Below are 15,760 nucleotides of genomic sequence, written 5' to 3'. Positions count from 1 at the left end.
GGTCACTTGGAATCATCTCCGGACTTGTTGTCGTCCTCGTCAACGACCTCGGCGTCGACGACGTCATCGTCAGCGGCACCCTCGCCGGCGGCACCCTCGGCGCCTTCAGCGTTGGCGGCCTCGGCCTCGTAGATGGCCTTACCCATCTCCTGGCTCTCGGCCGACAGCTTCTCGACGGCGTCCTTGATCGCCTCGATGTCGTCGCCCTTCAGCGCCTCGTCGACGGCGGTCGCGGCGTCCTCGACCTTGGTCTTGGTCTCCTCGGAGACCTTGTCCTCGCTGTCGGAGAGGAACTTGCGGGTCTGGTAGGCCATCGACTCGGCGGAGTTACGGACCTCCTGCTCCTCTCGACGCTTCTTGTCCTCGTCGGCGTGGGCCTCGGCGTCCTTGACCATCTGGTCGATCTCCTCCTGGGTCAGGCCGGAGCCGTCCTGGATGGTGATCGAGGTTTCCTTGCCGGTGCCCTTGTCCTTGGCGGTGACGTGCACGATGCCGTTGGCGTCGATGTCGAAGGTGACCTCGATCTGCGGCACGCCACGCGGAGCGGGGGCGATGCCACCGAGCTCGAAGGAACCGAGCAGCTTGTTCTGCTGGGCCATCTCGCGTTCACCCTGGAAGACCTGGATCTGCACGGAGGGCTGAGAGTCCTCGGCAGTGGTGAAGGTCTCCGACCGCTTGGTCGGGATGGTGGTGTTGCGCTCGATGAGCTTGGTCATCACGCCACCCTTGGTCTCGATACCGAGGGACAGCGGGGTGACGTCGAGCAGCAGGACGTCCTTGACGTCTCCGCGCAGCACACCGGCCTGCAGGGCGGCGCCGACGGCGACGACCTCGTCCGGGTTGACACCCTTGTTCGGCTCCTTGCCGCCGGTCAGTTCCTTGACCAGGTCGGAGACCGCGGGCATGCGGGTCGAACCACCGACGAGCACCACGTGGTCGATGTCGGCGACCTTGAAGTCGGCGTCCTTCAGGACGGACTCGAAGGGCTTCTTCGTCCGGTCGAGCAGGTCCTGGGTGATGCGCTGGAACTCGGTGCGCGACAGTGTCTCGTCGAGGAACAGCGGGTTCTTGTCCTGGTCGACGGTGATGTACGGCAGGTTGATGCTGGCCTGCTGGGAGCTGGACAGCTCGATCTTGGCCTTCTCCGCCGCCTCACGCAGACGCTGCAGGGCCATCTTGTCCTTGGACAGGTCGACGCCGTTGGCGTTCTTGAACTTCTCGACGAGCCAGTCGACGATGCGCTGGTCCCAGTCGTCGCCACCGAGGGAGTTGTCGCCGGAGGTGGCACGCACCTCGACGACGCCGTCGCCGATCTCCAGCAGGGAGACGTCGAAGGTACCGCCACCGAGGTCGAAGACCAGGATGGTCTGCTCCTTGTCGCCCTTCTCCAGACCGTAGGCCAGGGCGGCGGCGGTCGGCTCGTTGACGATACGCAGGACGTTCATGCCGGCGATCTGGCCGGCGTCCTTGGTGGCCTGACGCTGTGCGTCGTTGAAGTAGGCCGGCACGGTGATGACGGCGTCGGTGACGTCCTCACCGAGGTAGGACTCGGCGTCCCTCTTGAGCTTCTGGAGGGTACGGGCGGAGATTTCCTGGGCGGTGTACTTCTTGCCGTCGATCTCGCCGGTGGTCCAGCTGTCGTCGCCGATGTGGCGCTTGACGGAGCGGATGGTGCGGTCGACGTTGGTGACCGCCTGGTTCTTCGCGGACTGTCCGACGAGCACCTCACCGTTCTTGGCGAAGGCGACGATCGACGGGGTGGTCCGGGCGCCCTCGGAGTTGGCGATGACGGTGGCCTCGCCACCTTCCAGCACGCTGACGACCGAGTTGGTGGTTCCCAGGTCGATTCCGACTGCACGTCCCATGTTGACTTCCTCCTGCTGTTCTTGAGCTTGTTAAGTGAGCCGCGCTCAAGTCTGCACCTGCCGTTCCGAGGTGTCAACCTGAGTTGAGTGCTTGCGACTCAATGTCTGACATCCTGTACAACTCACGACGCGCCAAAGTTGTTCCCGGTTCGCTCAACTTTTTTCGGATCATCCCACGGAGCTTTCTGGAGCCCAGCGCACTCCCCTAGAATCAACCTCCATGAGCCTGCAGATGCGTCTCCTCGCCGCCCTCCCCGGACGATCCGGACGGGCATCCTGGACCTCCGCAGCGAAAGTGCGTGACCTCATGGGACGACCACATCCGTCCGCTCCCGTGCCCCATGAGCTCTACCAGGTCAACCACGTGGTCACGGACACCGTCCCCACCGCGGACGGCGAGTTCACCACGTACAGTCTCGTGCCCGCCACCGACGCCCCGCGGGACACGCCGCTGGACATCTGCATCTACGTCCACGGCGGCGGTTACGTCCACGGCCTGAGCACCGCCCACTGGACCTTCATCAGCGACATCGCCGGGGCCGGGATGAAGGTCATCGTCCCCGACTACGGGCTGGCGCCGGAGTACGAGGCCACCTCCGCCGCCCGACTGCTTGACGCGGTACTCGACCGCGCCGTCGCCGAAGCGGACGCAGCGGGTCTGGGGATCCGCCTCGCCGCCGATTCCGCCGGTGCAGGCCTTGCACTGGGCTGGATGCTCGACCGGGCCAACCGGACCGACCGGGCCAGCAGGATCGACCGGATCGACCGGGCCGTCCTCAGTTCCCCCTGGCTCGACGCGACCTGCAGCAGCCCCGGCACCGAGGAACTCGTCGGCGAGGACCCCTGGCTGCACCCGGACGGGCTGCGCATCGCGGGAGAGACGTGGGGACGGCAGGCCGGGGTCGGGTCGGTACTGGTCAGCCCTTTGAAAGCGTCGGACGCGGCTCTCGCGTCCCTGCCGCCCCTGCATATCTGGAGCGGCACACGGGACGTGCTGCACGCTGACGCGACACTCCTCTCCCGGCGTACCGGATGCGGCATGACCGTTGTCGACGGTGCGCTCCACAACTTCCCGCTGCTGCGCACGCCAGAGGGGAAAACCGCACGCCGTGAGATCATCTCCCGACTCGCGACGTGACCGGGCCGACACGTCCGACGTCGCCGCGGATTAGTGTGATAGTCCTCGGGGGCTAGAATAGACCGGACCGTTCCGTGCGCCGGTGCCATACAGCACGGCGCAGAACCGTGTGACGAGACGAAGAGACCAGATGAGCAATCCCTCAGACCCCCACCGCCACCATGGCGATGACCTCCCGCGCGATACCGACGCGTTCGAGGACACCGAATTCTCCATGGGCTCCAAGGACACCGCGGACGGCACGGACGCCGCCGAGGGGGCCGAGGGATACGACGCCGAGGTCGACTCCTCCGGCGACACACACGGCACCACCGGCACGGATGGTGACCGGGAGGTCATCGACGCCGAATCGACAGAGGTGACCGACGACGGGGAACCGCTGGGCTCCGCCCGCGACCCTGAGGTCACCGGCATCATCCCGATCGTCAACGACGACCGCATCTCCGAACACGCGCAGAAGCTCAGCGAAAGCAACGACAGTGCCGCCACCGCCGTCATTCCGACCGCCGGGGCCTCCGAGTCAGCCGGCGCCGACGGAGCGTCCCCGTCGCCTACCCCCGCCACCGGTGGCGGGGGGGATTCCGACGGCCCACCGCCGGGCAACGGCCCGCGTCCCTGGTTCGCACGGTTCCCCACGTGGGGTTGGATCCTCGTCATCGGGCTGGGGCTGTCCGTCATCGGCGCAGCCACGGCTGTCGCACTGATGCGCACCGGCGACGGTGAAGAGCGGCATTCCCCCTACTCCAGCGTCGTCCCCAGTTACCATCGCCCAGAAGCCTGGGATTCGAACAAGTCGATCCCCACCGCAGAGCCCGACAACAGCGCGGGCAGCGACTACTACTACGAGCCGGAGTACAACGAACCCGAGGAGTACACCCCCTCCACACCGGAGGAGTCGGAGGAGTCCGCCCCCTCCTCCCAGTCGCCGACCCCGAGTGAGCAGAACCCCGGTGACGGCAGCAACAATGGAAACCCCGGCAACAACGGCAACGGGGGGAACAGCGGCGGCGGTAACGGCAACAACGGCGGTGGCAACCAGACCACCCCGGGTGGCGGGACCGGCGGCGACGGTAACAACGGTGGCGGCAACGGCACCGGTGACGGTGGCAACACCGGCGGCAATACCGGTGGTAACGAAGGTGGCGGCGAGGACGGCGGCGACACCGGAGCCGGCACCGGCGAAGGAGACGACGCGACCGGGGAGTGACCACCCGGATCAGGGTTGACCTACACGGTTGATTCCGGCGAGTTCGGACGGTCGACTGTCACGGCGGCAGGGCGACTGGCACAATTGCTGGAATGAGCACTGAAGAAAAGAACGCGACGGGGACGCGGCAGCCACGCCCGTTGGACCAGTCGACGAAGCTCCAGAACGTCCTCTACGAGATCCGCGGCCCGGTCAACTCCGAGGCCGAACGGATGGAGGCGGACGGTCACCGTATCCTCAAGCTCAACACCGGCAACCCTGCAGCCTTCGGTTTCGACGCCCCCGACACGATCGTGCAGGACATGATCGCCGCCCTGCCGTATGCCCAGGGGTACTCGCAGTCGAAGGGCATCCCCTCCGCCCGCCGTGCGATCGTCGCCCGGTACGAGGTCGTCCCGGACTTCCCGGCGTTCGACATGGACGACGTGTTCATCGGCAACGGCGTCTCCGAGCTGATCACCATGACCACCCAGGCCCTGCTCAACGACGGCGACGAGGTGCTCATCCCCGCGCCGGACTACCCGTTGTGGACGGCGGCGACCACCCTGTCCGGCGGCAAGCCGGTGCACTACCTCTGCGACGAGGAAGACGACTGGGCGCCGTCGATCGAGGACATCGAGTCGAAGATCACCGAACGCACCAAGGCGATCGTGATCATCAACCCGAACAACCCCACGGGCGCGGTGTACAGCCGCGAGGTCGTGCAGAAGATCGTCAACATCGCCCGCGAACATTCCCTGCTGCTGCTGTCCGACGAGATCTACGACAAGATCCTCTACGACGACGCCGTGCACGTGAATACCGCGTCGCTGGCCCCCGACCTGCTGTGCATCACCTTCAACGGCCTGTCGAAGGCCTACCGGGTCGCCGGCTACCGGGCCGGGTGGGCGGTGATCACCGGGCCGAAGGAACACGCGAAGGGCTTCATCGAGGGTCTGACACTGCTCGCGTCGACCCGTCTGTGCGCCAATGTGCCCGCACAGTACGGCATCCAGGTCGCCCTGTCGGGGCGGCAGTCGATCGACGACCTCGTCCTGCCGGGAGGACGGCTGCTGGAGCAGCGCAACACCGCGTACACGAAGCTGAACGAGATCCCCGGCATCAGTGTGGTCAAACCGATGGGCGCGTTGTACGCCTTCCCGAAGATCGACCCTGAGGTCCATGAGATCCACGACGACGAGCAGTTCATGTTCGACCTGCTGCGCTCCGAGAAGATCCAGATGGTGCAGGGCACCGGCATGAACTGGCCGTCCCCCGACCACTTCCGTGTGGTCACCCTGCCGTGGAAGCAGGATCTCGCCGAGGCGATCGACCGGCTGGGGAACTTCCTGTCCTCGTACAGGCAGTAGGACGCCCCTGACGTGAACGCCAGTTCCCGGACGCCTCACCGTCCCCGCCGGCTGCTCTCCTTCCTCCGGACCCGTCGGCTCACGCAGCTGGGCGTGATCGAGACGGTCCTGGCCGCGGCCCTCACCCTGTTCGAACTGCTGGAGATCCCCGACACCGTTCCTGTCGGCACGGCCGTGGTCGCCTGCCTGACGCTCGTACTCGTCGGCGGTGCCGCGAAGTTCCCCGTCGCCGCCTCGATGCTCTCGCTCCTGCTCGTCCTGGCGACGTTCGTCTTCGACGATGTCGTACCCCTGTACTCCATCTTCTTCACCATGCTCATCGTGGAGATCGTGGCCGCCAGTGGGCAGATCCTGCTCGGCGGGTCCCTGGCGCTCACGCACTGGGTACTGTCCGCGGTCGACTCGCAGGACATGTCACTGACCACCGATGTGGCGGCGCTGACCATCGTCGCCCTGGTCCTCGTCGCGGCCTACATGATCGGTTGGTCGCGGGCGAACCACGGCCGACAACGCGAGAAGCTCCGGCGCTCTCTGGCCGCCCAGGAGCGTCAGCAGCGTCTGGAACTCGCCCGCGAACTGCACGACTCCGTCGCCACGTCCTTGACCAGTGTGGTGATGCAGGCACAGGCTCTCACCCTGCTCCCGCCGGACGGCGGAACAGACCACCGCCAGGGTCTCGAGCACATCTCGGAGTCATCGAGGGAGGCCCTGACCAACCTACGCACGATGCTGCAACTGCTCAACGAGAATCCTGCCCGTGCCTGTTTCCGGGCCCGGGTCACCGACCCGCCCCTTGACGTCGCCGTGGCCAGGGCTGCACAGGAACTTGAGGCGCATTCACTGGAGGTGTGCACGAGCATCAACCTTCCACCGGATGTCACCGCGATGGTGAATGCACCTGTCACCGGACAGTCGCATGATGCCTCTGCGGGACCCTGGGTCGGCCGGGACACCGCGGCCAAGGTACTCACCGAGATGACGTCGAATGCGGCGAAGCACGCCCTGCCCCACTCGACGGTGTACCTGGGCTGCCACGTCGAGGACGACGACGTCGTGATCACCATGACCAACCCCGTCCACTCTCGTGACGGGGCGCTCCGGGACGACGTGCTGTCCAGCGGGATGGGACTGGACTCCATGCGGACGAGGGCCGCGAAGGCCGGGGGTACGGTGGAGGCAGGCGTGGCCACCCCCAGTGAGCGAACGGGCAGCGTGATGCCGGAGGACGCGGCGACGGTGGGGGGATCGGACGCCCTCTTCTGGCGTACCACCCTCCGACTGCCTATAGTTGTTATCAAATCTTGATAATCACCCCTCACGTCAATCCTAGGAGCAAACATGTCCATTTTGCCTGCTCACGGCCGTCGTCTTCTCCTGGCGGCCACCACTGTCGCACTCACTGCCGGGCTGTCCACCGGGGTCTCCTCGGCAGAATCCGTCACGACGAACGCCTCTGGATCATCGCCGGTCTCGTCGTCGGTCTCCGCGCCCCTCTCCTCCTCCTGGGTCGACTCCAAACGGGCGATCTCCGACATCTTCAGCTGCAAGTACCAGCCCAACCTTCCGTGGTGCCGTAAACGCTGAGAGACTCCACCAGCACTCTGCCTGATATGCCCTCTCCCCGTGTCCGCCTGCTGATCGTGGACGATGATCCCCTCGTCCTTTCTTCCCTACGCCTCTACTTCGGATCACCTGCAGGTGAGCCGGTCGAGGTGGTAGGCGAAGCATCCACCGGCCCCGAAGCGCTCGACGTCCTGAAGACCTGCGCCGGGGACACGCCCGTCGACGTCGTCCTGGCCGACATCCACCTACCCGGCATGGACGGTGTGGAATTGCTCAGCCACGTCCGAGCTCTCCCGGATCCTCCGGTGTTCGTGGCGATGACAGCGCTCGACGAGGAGGAGACGATGCTCTCGGTGCTCGCCCAGGGCGGTCGGGGCTACATTCTCAAGAGTTCGCGTCCCGAATTCATCATCGACACCGTCCTCGCCACCGCCAGCGGCGGAACCGTGGTCAGTCCACAACCGGCGTCGAACCTGGTCCGGCACCTGACCCCGGAGGTGCACGAAGTCCGTCCCTCAACCGCACCGGAACCGCCACGGCCCCAGACGGCGTCACCGGAGCTGCCCCGTCTGTCCGCCTCGGAGGAGAAGATCCTGTCGCTGCTGTGCATCGGCCTGTCCAACGCCGAGATCAGCCGGAAGACCGGACGGTCGTCGAGCATGGTGAAGAAGCAGGTCTCGCAGTTGCTCGGCAAGTTCGGGGCGTCCACCCGCGTGCAGCTCGCGGTGCTGGCGGTTGAGTCGGGCTTCCGTCCCGACGACGTCCGGTAACTCCCGGACAGTGTTCGGGCTAGTATCCGTCCTATGAGAACCCGCCCACGGCCCCGCGTCGCTACCGCACCCGCCGCACTGATCCTCGCCGCGTTCCTGGGCGTCGCAGGAGCAGCACCTGCCACAGCGGGAACCGCGTTCCCTGATCCCGGACATACCGGCACGGAAGACCCGGGCGGCAGCATCGTCAGCGTCGACGACCTTCCCGAGGAGCTCATTCTCACCCATGCCTCCCGCGGGTGGGTGTTCGAGTACACGACGTCCGGGCCGGACGGCGGAGCGGCGACCAGCCTCGGCACCCTCTACCTGCCCGACGGTCCCGTGCCGGACGGTGGGTGGCCGGTCGTCGCCTACGGTCACGGCACCCAGGGGCTGGGTGACAAGAACGTCAGTTACACCGGATGGGTCGGTGAGGGAAATTCCGGTGACCAGTATCTCGCCGAATGGCTGGACGCCGGCTTCGCCGTCGCCGCCCCTGAATACGTGGGGCTAGGCACCGACGGAGTCCACCCGTACCTGAACACGCACAGTGCAGGAGCTGCGATGATCGACGTTGTGCGGGCGGCGAACGCCATCACCTCCGACGTCTCCACCACATTCGTCACCAACGGGTACTCCCAGGGGGGTCACGCGTCAGTCGCTGCCGCGTCAATGGTCGGCGAGTACGCCCCCGATCTTCACCTCGCCGCCGCCACCGCTGGTGGCGTCCCCGCCGGTGTCGCCGACGAAATCACGAAGGTTGCGCCGTGGATGCAGATCAATCAGCCCGATCTGATGACATACTTCGGCTACGTGCTCGCCGGTTTCCGCGCTGCGGACCCCGACTTCCCCCTCGACGACTATCTCACTGACAGAGGCCGGGAGATCGTCGACGCCGCCGAGGAGCTCAACTACTTCGAGATGGCAGAGGAGATCGGCTCCAGCACTCTCAGTGACCTGGTCACGAAGCCGTTGTCGGACGGACCACTCCGCGGGGCGCTTGTCCGCCACCTCAACCTGCCGACCTCCGGGTGGGACGCACCCGTCTTCATCTACCAACAGGCGTTCGACACCGTTTCACCGATGCCGTACACGGATAACCTCGTGGGCAAGGCCAGAGTGAACGGCCAGGACGTGACCTACCGGGTGGACAACGATCCCGCCGGGCACGCCGGATGGACGGACGGCCTGGCCCAGGCCCTGGATTTCGCCACAGGAGCGACCGCGGAGGCACCGGCACGGTCGGCACCATCACGCCAGTGACCCCCCAGCGACACCGCACCGCGTTCCCATGGATCTTTAATCCTCGGTTCGTAGATTGAATGTCAGCGCCTCCGGAGGTCGCTGAGACACCGAGATCACGGTGGTCACCGGAGCCAACGCACCTGAACTGACCGTCGCAGCGACGGTACCCGGCGAAAGGACCCGTATACGGCAGCTGAGCATTCTCCTCTTGAAACGTCAGCACCCCGCCCCCGGCAGCAGCGATGCTCCCGGGGGCGAGGTGTGTGCGGAGGTGCCTCTGTGGTCGGCCACCGTCCACCGTCATCGGATGGGGGACGGCGCAGCGCGGTGCGAGACGGGCGGTTTGCGAGTCTGTGGACGGTGAGTTGGCGAACTCAGCGCTCAAAAACTCGCAAACCGCCCCTCAGCCCTCCTGCCCGGGCTACTTCCGGAAGTTGAGGTAAGCCTTGGACGGCGTAGGCCCACGCTGGCCCTGGTACTTCGACCCCAGCGGGCCGGAACCATAGGGCGCCTCCGCCGGACTGGAGAGGTTGAACAACGCGAGCTGTCCGATCTTCATGCCCGGGTAGAGGGAAATCGGCAGGTTCGCCGTATTCGACAGTTCCAGCGTGATGTGTCCGGTGAACCCGGGGTCCACGAAACCGGCCGTCGAGTGAGTGAGGAGCCCGAGGCGCCCCAGCGAGGACTTCCCCTCCAGGCGTGCGGCGAGGTTGTCCGGCACCGTCACGAACTCCAGTGTGGATCCGAGGACGAACTCGCCGGGGTGCAGAATGAACGCCTCGGCGGCGACGCCACCGTCGTTGACGGCGGTTCCGTCCTCACTGGTTCCGTCGCCGACCTCGACGAGGGTAGTCAGATCCTCCTGCGGCAGGCGCGGATCGATGTGTGTGTAGCGGGAGTTATTGAACACCCGGAAGTAGCGGTCGAGACGCACGTCGATACTCGACGGCTGGATCAGGGTCGGGTCGAACGGGTCCAAGGCGAGGTCACCTGAACCGAGGGCTGCGCGGATGTCTCGATCGGAAAGAAGCACGTCACTTACCCTAGCGGACCAGCGGCCACCCCGTTGTCTCACCCCGCCGCTGGACTGTGTTAAAGTCATCGGCAGTGCGAAAGCGCGACCGCCGAAGCACAATCGCCGATGTAGTTCAATGGTAGAACATCAGCTTCCCAAGCTGAATACGCGGGTTCGATTCCCGTCATCGGCTCCACAGCAGTTCAGAGGGCATCTCCGGAAAACCGGAGGTGCCCTCTAACTCATCGCCGTGGACGCCTAAGCCCGCTACGCCTCCCCCACCAGCCGCTCCCACAGCGCCGGGTCGAACGTCGTGGGCGACACGTGGGCCATGTGCCGCACCGCGTTGTCCAGTTTCGCCCGCCACACCCGCAGCGCGCCGTCGACGTTGCCCGACAACAGCGCATTGAGGATGTACCGGTCATCACCCACGATGCGCTGCACCGCAGGGGTGTAGTCCAGCTGCAGCACCGAGATGAACATGCGCAACCGCAAGGTGAGCGCATGGAAGACCCGGGACGACTGCGGCAGGCCACTGGCGTCGGCCAGCGTCTGCTGGAAATGCAGGTCCGCCTGGTCCACGTCGGACGCCGAACCGTGCTCCGCGGCAGCCACCACCGCCCGCAGCGCCAGCTGCGGGGCCAGCATCTGCTGGCGGGATCGCCCCGAGCACGCACGCAACAGGACGCGCCCGACCTGTAGTCGTGCCGCATACAGGTCGATGATGTCGCTGCCGGTGACCAGTGGAAGCGCGAACGTCCCCCCGGTCGCGGTGAGCAACCCGTCGTCCACCAGACGTCGCATCGCCGACCGCACCGCCGACCGCGGGATCTCCAGGTGGCTCGCCAACCGTGTACTCGTCACCCGGTCACCAGGACGGAATCCGGCGTTCATGATCTCCTTGCGCAGAGCAATGGCGATCTGCTCGGTGACCGATATTTCATTCTGAAGATGTCTCGGTGTCGCCCCCGTGCGGGCGTTGGAGGGCGGGGGATACTCCGCAAGAGATAAGTAATTCGAGTCAAAATCCGGGTCGTTTTTCGTCCGACGACCCCCGGAGGCACCTCCCTCGGCACGTTCCCACTGCAGGCCGTGCAGCCCGTGACCGACGGCGACGGACACCTGCGCCAGCAGGTCGCCGGGGATCGCATCCACAGACGGGACACACGCGTCAAGGACGGCGGAGAGTTGACCCAGGAAGCCATCCCAACTCTGACCGCCCGGCTCCCACATGACGCGGACCACCCCGGCCGGCAGGCTCTCGTCACCGGCGTCGAACGTCGCCTGACTCTGCGGCCACCCCGACACGCCCGCCACCCGCAGCGCGGCCATCAACGACGTCGCACGGCGCTCCGACGCCTGTCTCTCACCACCACGGACACCGTCCTGAGCAGACACGCCACCCCCGTCGCCCGAACTGTCGCGTTCCTCGAAAAGCAGGGTGACCCGCGGGTACTCGACCCTGAAACCGACGATCCACAAGTCGCCGGAGGTCGGTACAACCACCGCCGTCTCGTCCGATCTCGCCCGGATCCGGCGCATCGCGCGACTGACCACCGGCTGGCTCAGCCCCGTCATCAACGCGATGCGGCGGGTGGAGTAGTCACGGCCACCGACCCGCGGCCCCGCCGTCGCCAGAACACCGGCGACGACCTCGTCCGCCACCTCCTGAACCCGGGGCCTCCCCCGGGGCGGCGACGTCTCCTGAATCTCAGCGGGGGAACCGGTACCCATAAGCACATCCTGCCACACCTTCACCGCCGTTTACCGATTTTTGACTCAAAGTGTCTCTCCTGCCGTAACTGGCACTGCCGACGATGGGGTCGATACGCCGATACTCGACCAGTATCAGTGGCAGCACAGGCACGTCACCAGAACGAGACCGATCAAGAAAGCATCCGAGGAGGACAACCATGACGACCGCGAAACCCGCAGCTGACAAGGGAACGACCACCACGACAGGCTCCCCGGCGAGCGCAGCAGCCGGAAGCACCGGCGTCTCCACCGACCACCTCGGATCCCTCGCCGACGCCGCCGTCGCCAAGGTCACCGCCTGGCTCAACGCGAGCAAGACCTCGAAGGTCAAGGCGAACCCGTCCGCCGAGCGTCTCTCCGCGGTCCTCTCGGACCCCAACGGCCTCGACTTCACCGTCGGCTTCGTCGACCGTGTCGTCCGCACCGAGGACCAGCGCGCCGCCGGTCGCGCACTGTCCGAGCTCGGCGCCATCATGCCCGACACCCTAAGTGCCCTGGACAAGGCCCAGATCAGGATGGGCTCCGCCCTGGCTCCCGTCATCCCGCAGATCGTGGTGCCCGCCGCCCGCCAGCGCATCCGCGCGATGGTCGGCCACATGATCGTCGACGCCCGCGACAACAAGCTCGGCAAGGCCGTCGCCGAACTCACCGCCGGTGGCCACCGCCTCAACATCAACCTCCTCGGCGAGGCCGTGCTCGGCGAGAAGGAGGCCGACAACCACCTCGAGGAGACCCGCCGTCTGCTCGCCCGCGAGGACGTCGACTACGTCTCGATCAAGGCGTCCTCCATCGCCTCCCGGATCAGCCTCTGGGGCTTCGACGAGACCGTCGACTACATCGTCGAGCGTCTGACCCCGCTCTACATCGAAGCCGCCCGTGCCCCCGAAGGCTCCAAGTTCATCAACCTGGACATGGAGGAGTACCGCGACCTCGCCCTGACCATCGCCGTCTTCCGTCGCCTGCTCAGCCTGCCGGAGACGAAGAACCTCGAGGCCGGCATCGTCCTGCAGGCCTACCTGCCCGACGCCCTCGGCGCGATCCAGGAGCTCTCCGCCTTCGCCGACCAGCGCGTCGCCGACGGCGGCGCCGGCATCAAGGTCCGCCTGGTCAAGGGCGCCAACCTGGCCATGGAGACCGTGCACGCGGAGGTCGCCGACTGGCCCGTCACCACCTGCGGCTCGAAGCAGGCCACCGACGCCAACTACAAGCTCGTCCTGGACTGGACGATGCACCCCGAGAACATGCGCGGACTGCGCCTCGGTGTCGCCGGACACAACCTCTTCGACATCGCCTTCGCCCACCTGCTCTCCGTCAAGCGCGGCGTGACCGACCGCGTCGAGTTCGAGATGCTGCAGGGGATGGCCACCGAGCAGGCCGACGCCGTGAGCTCCGACGTGGGACAGCTGCTGCTCTACGTCCCGGCCGTGCGCCCCCAGGAGTTCGACGTCGCCATCTCCTACCTGGTGCGTCGCCTCGAGGAGAACGCCGCCAGCGCCAACTTCATGTCCGGCATCTTCGACCTGGAGCCCGGAAACGACATCTTCCGGCGCGAGGAGGCCCGCTTCCGTTCGTCCCTCGGTGACCTGTCCGAGATCCTCGATGCCGACGGCTACACCGCCCCGCTGCCGAACCACCGCCAGGACCGCGGCGCCGAGGTCGAACCGTCCTCCGACGAACTCGCCGCGTCCTACACCGCGGCGGACGGTGGCCTGCCGGCCTTCGACAACGAGCCCGACACCGACCCGTCCCTGCCGGCGAACCAGCGGTGGGCCGTGGACGCCATCGCCACCTCCGCCAAGGACGGTTGGCTGGACGCCCAGACCACCCCGGAGATCGTCGCCGACGAGCAGATCGACTCCCTGGTCACCTCCACCCGCGACGCCTCCGCCGAATGGGCCGCCCTGCCCGCCGCCGAACGCGCCGCAATCCTCTACCGGACCGCGGACCTGCTCGCCGCGCGACGCGGCCACCTGATCTCCATTGCCGCCGCCGAGGTCGGCAAGGCCGTCTCCCAGGCCGACACCGAGATCTCCGAGGCCATCGACTTCGCCCGTTACTACGCGCACTACGCACTGGAGCTCGAGGAGGTCGACAACGCCCGCTTCACCCCGGACAAGGTCATCCTCGTCACCCCGCCGTGGAACTTCCCGCTGGCCATCCCCGCCGGCTCCACCTTCGCCGCCCTCGCTGCGGGCGCTGCGGTGATCCACAAGCCGTCGAAGCCCACCCCGCACTGCTCCATGGCCATCCTCGACGCGCTGTGGGACGCCGGCGTGCCGCGCGAGGTCCTCCGCGGCGTCTACCCCGCCGACCGCACGGCTGGACGAACCCTCGTCAGCCACCCGTCGGTGGACCGCGTGATCCTCACCGGTGCCTCCGAGACCGCCGCGATGTTCGAGTCCTGGCGTCCCGAGCTCAAGATCAACGCCGAGACGTCCGGCAAGAACGGCATCATCGTCACCCCCGCCGCCGACCGCGACCTCGCCGTGGCCGACATGGTGTACTCCGCCTTCGGCCACGCCGGCCAGAAATGCTCGGCCGCCTCCCTGGGCATCCTCGTCGGCAGCGTGTACTCCTCGGAGCGCTTCCGCCGTCAGCTCATCGACGCCGCATCCTCGATGATCATCGACTGGCCCACCAACATGCGCGCCGACATGGGCCCCCTCACCGAGCTGCCCAGCGACAAACTCGAGCGCGCCCTGACCACCCTGGAGGACGGTGAAAGCTGGCTGCTCAAGCCGCGCCAGCTCGACGACTCCGGCCGTCTGTGGTCCCCGGGCATCAAGGACGGCGTGAAGCCCGGCTCGTTCTTCCACCTCACCGAGGTCTTCGGCCCGGTACTCGGACTGATGAAGGCCGAGGACCTGGACGAGGCCATCACCCTGCAGAACGCCACCGACTTCGGCCTGACCGGCGGTATCCAGAGCCTGGACCCCGCCGAGGTGCGCACCTGGGTGGAGCGCATCGAGGTCGGTAACGCCTACGTCAACCGCGGCATCACCGGCGCGATCGTGCAGCGCCAGTCCTTCGGAGGCTGGAAGCAGTCCTCCGTGGGTCTGGGCTCCAAGGCCGGTGGCCCGAACTACGTGATGCTCATGGGCAGCTGGTCCGACGACACCACGGTCCCCTCGACGGTCGCCCCGACCGGCTCCGCGCCCGTCGACGGGTACATCGCCGAGCTGCAGCGCAGCGGTGCCCTGTCCGACGCCGACGCCACCTGGCTCGCCGAGGCATCCCGCTCCGACATCGCCGCCTGGGAGACCGAGTTCGGTACCCCACGTGACGTCACCGGTCTGACCGCCGAGGCGAACATCTTCCGTTACCGCCCCGCCCACATGGTGCTGCGGATCAGCGCGGACGCCCGCCCCGTCGAGGTCGCCCGGGCCGTCGTCGCCGCCCACCGCGCCGGCTCCCCGGTGCGTGTGGTGGTGGACCCTGCGGTCCGCTCCGAGGTCTCGGACGTGTTGGCCGCCTCGGTCCGGCTCGGTGTCGGTGAGCAGCCGGTCCCCGTCGTCACAGCAGACGACGATTCATTCGCCACCCGCCTGTCCGCCGGAGTGCTGGACGACGGCGTCGGTGCCCGGGTGCGCGTGATCGGCACGCGGAACCCGGAGACGCTCTCGGCGCTGGCGGACCGTCCCGAGGTGTGCCTGCTCAACGACGAGGTCACCGCGTCCGGCCGGGTCGAGCTGCGCCTGTGGCTCAAGGAGCAGGCCGTGTCCATGACACTGCACCGCTTCGGTAACCCGAGCACCGAGTTCCACGCGCTCGCCGACGAGATCCGGCGCGGGTAGGTCCGTCCGGCACCGGTCCGGGGCCTGACCCAGGGCCTATCCCGGGTCAGCGCACTTTTCGCACCCCAGAAGAAGCTTCT

11 protein-coding genes and 1 tRNA gene are annotated in these 15,760 nt (G+C 66.9%); 9 read left to right on the top strand and 3 right to left on the bottom strand.

The features are described from left to right. Window positions 1-2: 2 nt before the first annotated feature. Window positions 3-1,865, bottom strand: a complete 1,863-nt coding sequence (dnaK, locus tag FS507_RS08510; RefSeq protein ID WP_145942353.1) for a molecular chaperone DnaK — start codon at window positions 1,863-1,865, stop codon at window positions 3-5. 220 nt (window positions 1,866-2,085) lie between these two features. Between dnaK and FS507_RS08505 the strand changes: the two genes are divergently transcribed. From FS507_RS08505 to FS507_RS08475, 7 genes are all read left to right on the top strand, one after another. Continuing rightward, window positions 2,086-3,003, top strand: a complete 918-nt coding sequence (locus FS507_RS08505; protein ID WP_260853244.1) for an alpha/beta hydrolase fold domain-containing protein — start codon at window positions 2,086-2,088, stop codon at window positions 3,001-3,003. Between the two features lie 130 nt (window positions 3,004-3,133). Further along, the gene (locus FS507_RS17585; protein WP_186314614.1) at window positions 3,134-4,210 is read left to right on the top strand and encodes a hypothetical protein; all 1,077 of its coding nucleotides are present in this window, start codon (window positions 3,134-3,136) and stop codon (window positions 4,208-4,210) included. Window positions 4,211-4,302: 92 nt separating this feature from the next. After that, on the top strand, window positions 4,303-5,559 hold the full coding sequence (locus FS507_RS08495; protein WP_145942352.1) for a pyridoxal phosphate-dependent aminotransferase: 1,257 nt from the start codon (window positions 4,303-4,305) through the stop codon (window positions 5,557-5,559). Between the two features lie 12 nt (window positions 5,560-5,571). Continuing rightward, window positions 5,572-6,864 carry a sensor histidine kinase gene (locus FS507_RS08490; RefSeq protein WP_145942351.1) on the top strand — a complete coding sequence of 431 codons (1,293 nt, stop codon included), beginning with the start codon at window positions 5,572-5,574 and terminating at the stop codon, window positions 6,862-6,864. A gap of 33 nt (window positions 6,865-6,897) precedes the next feature. After that, window positions 6,898-7,143, top strand: coding sequence for a hypothetical protein (locus FS507_RS08485; RefSeq protein ID WP_145942350.1), 246 nt, complete (start codon window positions 6,898-6,900; stop codon window positions 7,141-7,143). A gap of 26 nt (window positions 7,144-7,169) precedes the next feature. After that, window positions 7,170-7,892, top strand: a complete 723-nt coding sequence (locus FS507_RS08480) for a response regulator transcription factor (protein WP_145942349.1) — start codon at window positions 7,170-7,172, stop codon at window positions 7,890-7,892. A 33-nt stretch (window positions 7,893-7,925) separates the two neighbouring features. After that, complete coding sequence (locus FS507_RS08475) at window positions 7,926-9,134, top strand: lipase family protein (protein WP_145942348.1); 1,209 nt, start codon at window positions 7,926-7,928, stop codon at window positions 9,132-9,134. 403 nt (window positions 9,135-9,537) lie between these two features. Here FS507_RS08475 and dcd read toward each other — a convergent pair whose 3' ends face one another. Beyond that, complete coding sequence (dcd, locus tag FS507_RS08470; RefSeq protein WP_145942347.1) at window positions 9,538-10,149, bottom strand: dCTP deaminase; 612 nt, start codon at window positions 10,147-10,149, stop codon at window positions 9,538-9,540. 104 nt (window positions 10,150-10,253) lie between these two features. On the opposite strand from dcd, the gene FS507_RS08465 reads away from it, so the two are divergent. After that, window positions 10,254-10,327 (top strand) — tRNA-Gly (locus FS507_RS08465). A gap of 71 nt (window positions 10,328-10,398) precedes the next feature. On the opposite strand, the gene FS507_RS08460 is transcribed toward FS507_RS08465, so the two are convergent. Beyond that, window positions 10,399-11,865 (bottom strand): GntR family transcriptional regulator, encoded by a 1,467-nt coding sequence (locus tag FS507_RS08460; protein WP_145942346.1) that lies wholly within the window; start codon window positions 11,863-11,865, stop codon window positions 10,399-10,401. Between the two features lie 179 nt (window positions 11,866-12,044). Here FS507_RS08460 and FS507_RS08455 point away from each other — a divergent pair, with 179 nt between their 5' ends. Further along, a complete protein-coding gene (locus FS507_RS08455) occupies window positions 12,045-15,680 on the top strand; it encodes a bifunctional proline dehydrogenase/L-glutamate gamma-semialdehyde dehydrogenase (RefSeq protein ID WP_145942345.1) in 3,636 nt (1,211 codons plus the stop codon). Window positions 15,681-15,760 lie beyond the last annotated feature (80 nt).

Source organism: Corynebacterium glyciniphilum AJ 3170, from assembly GCF_007673095.1.
Taxonomy (GTDB): Bacteria; Actinomycetota; Actinomycetes; order Mycobacteriales; family Mycobacteriaceae; genus Corynebacterium.
This window is presented reverse-complemented; position numbering and strand designations above follow the sequence as displayed.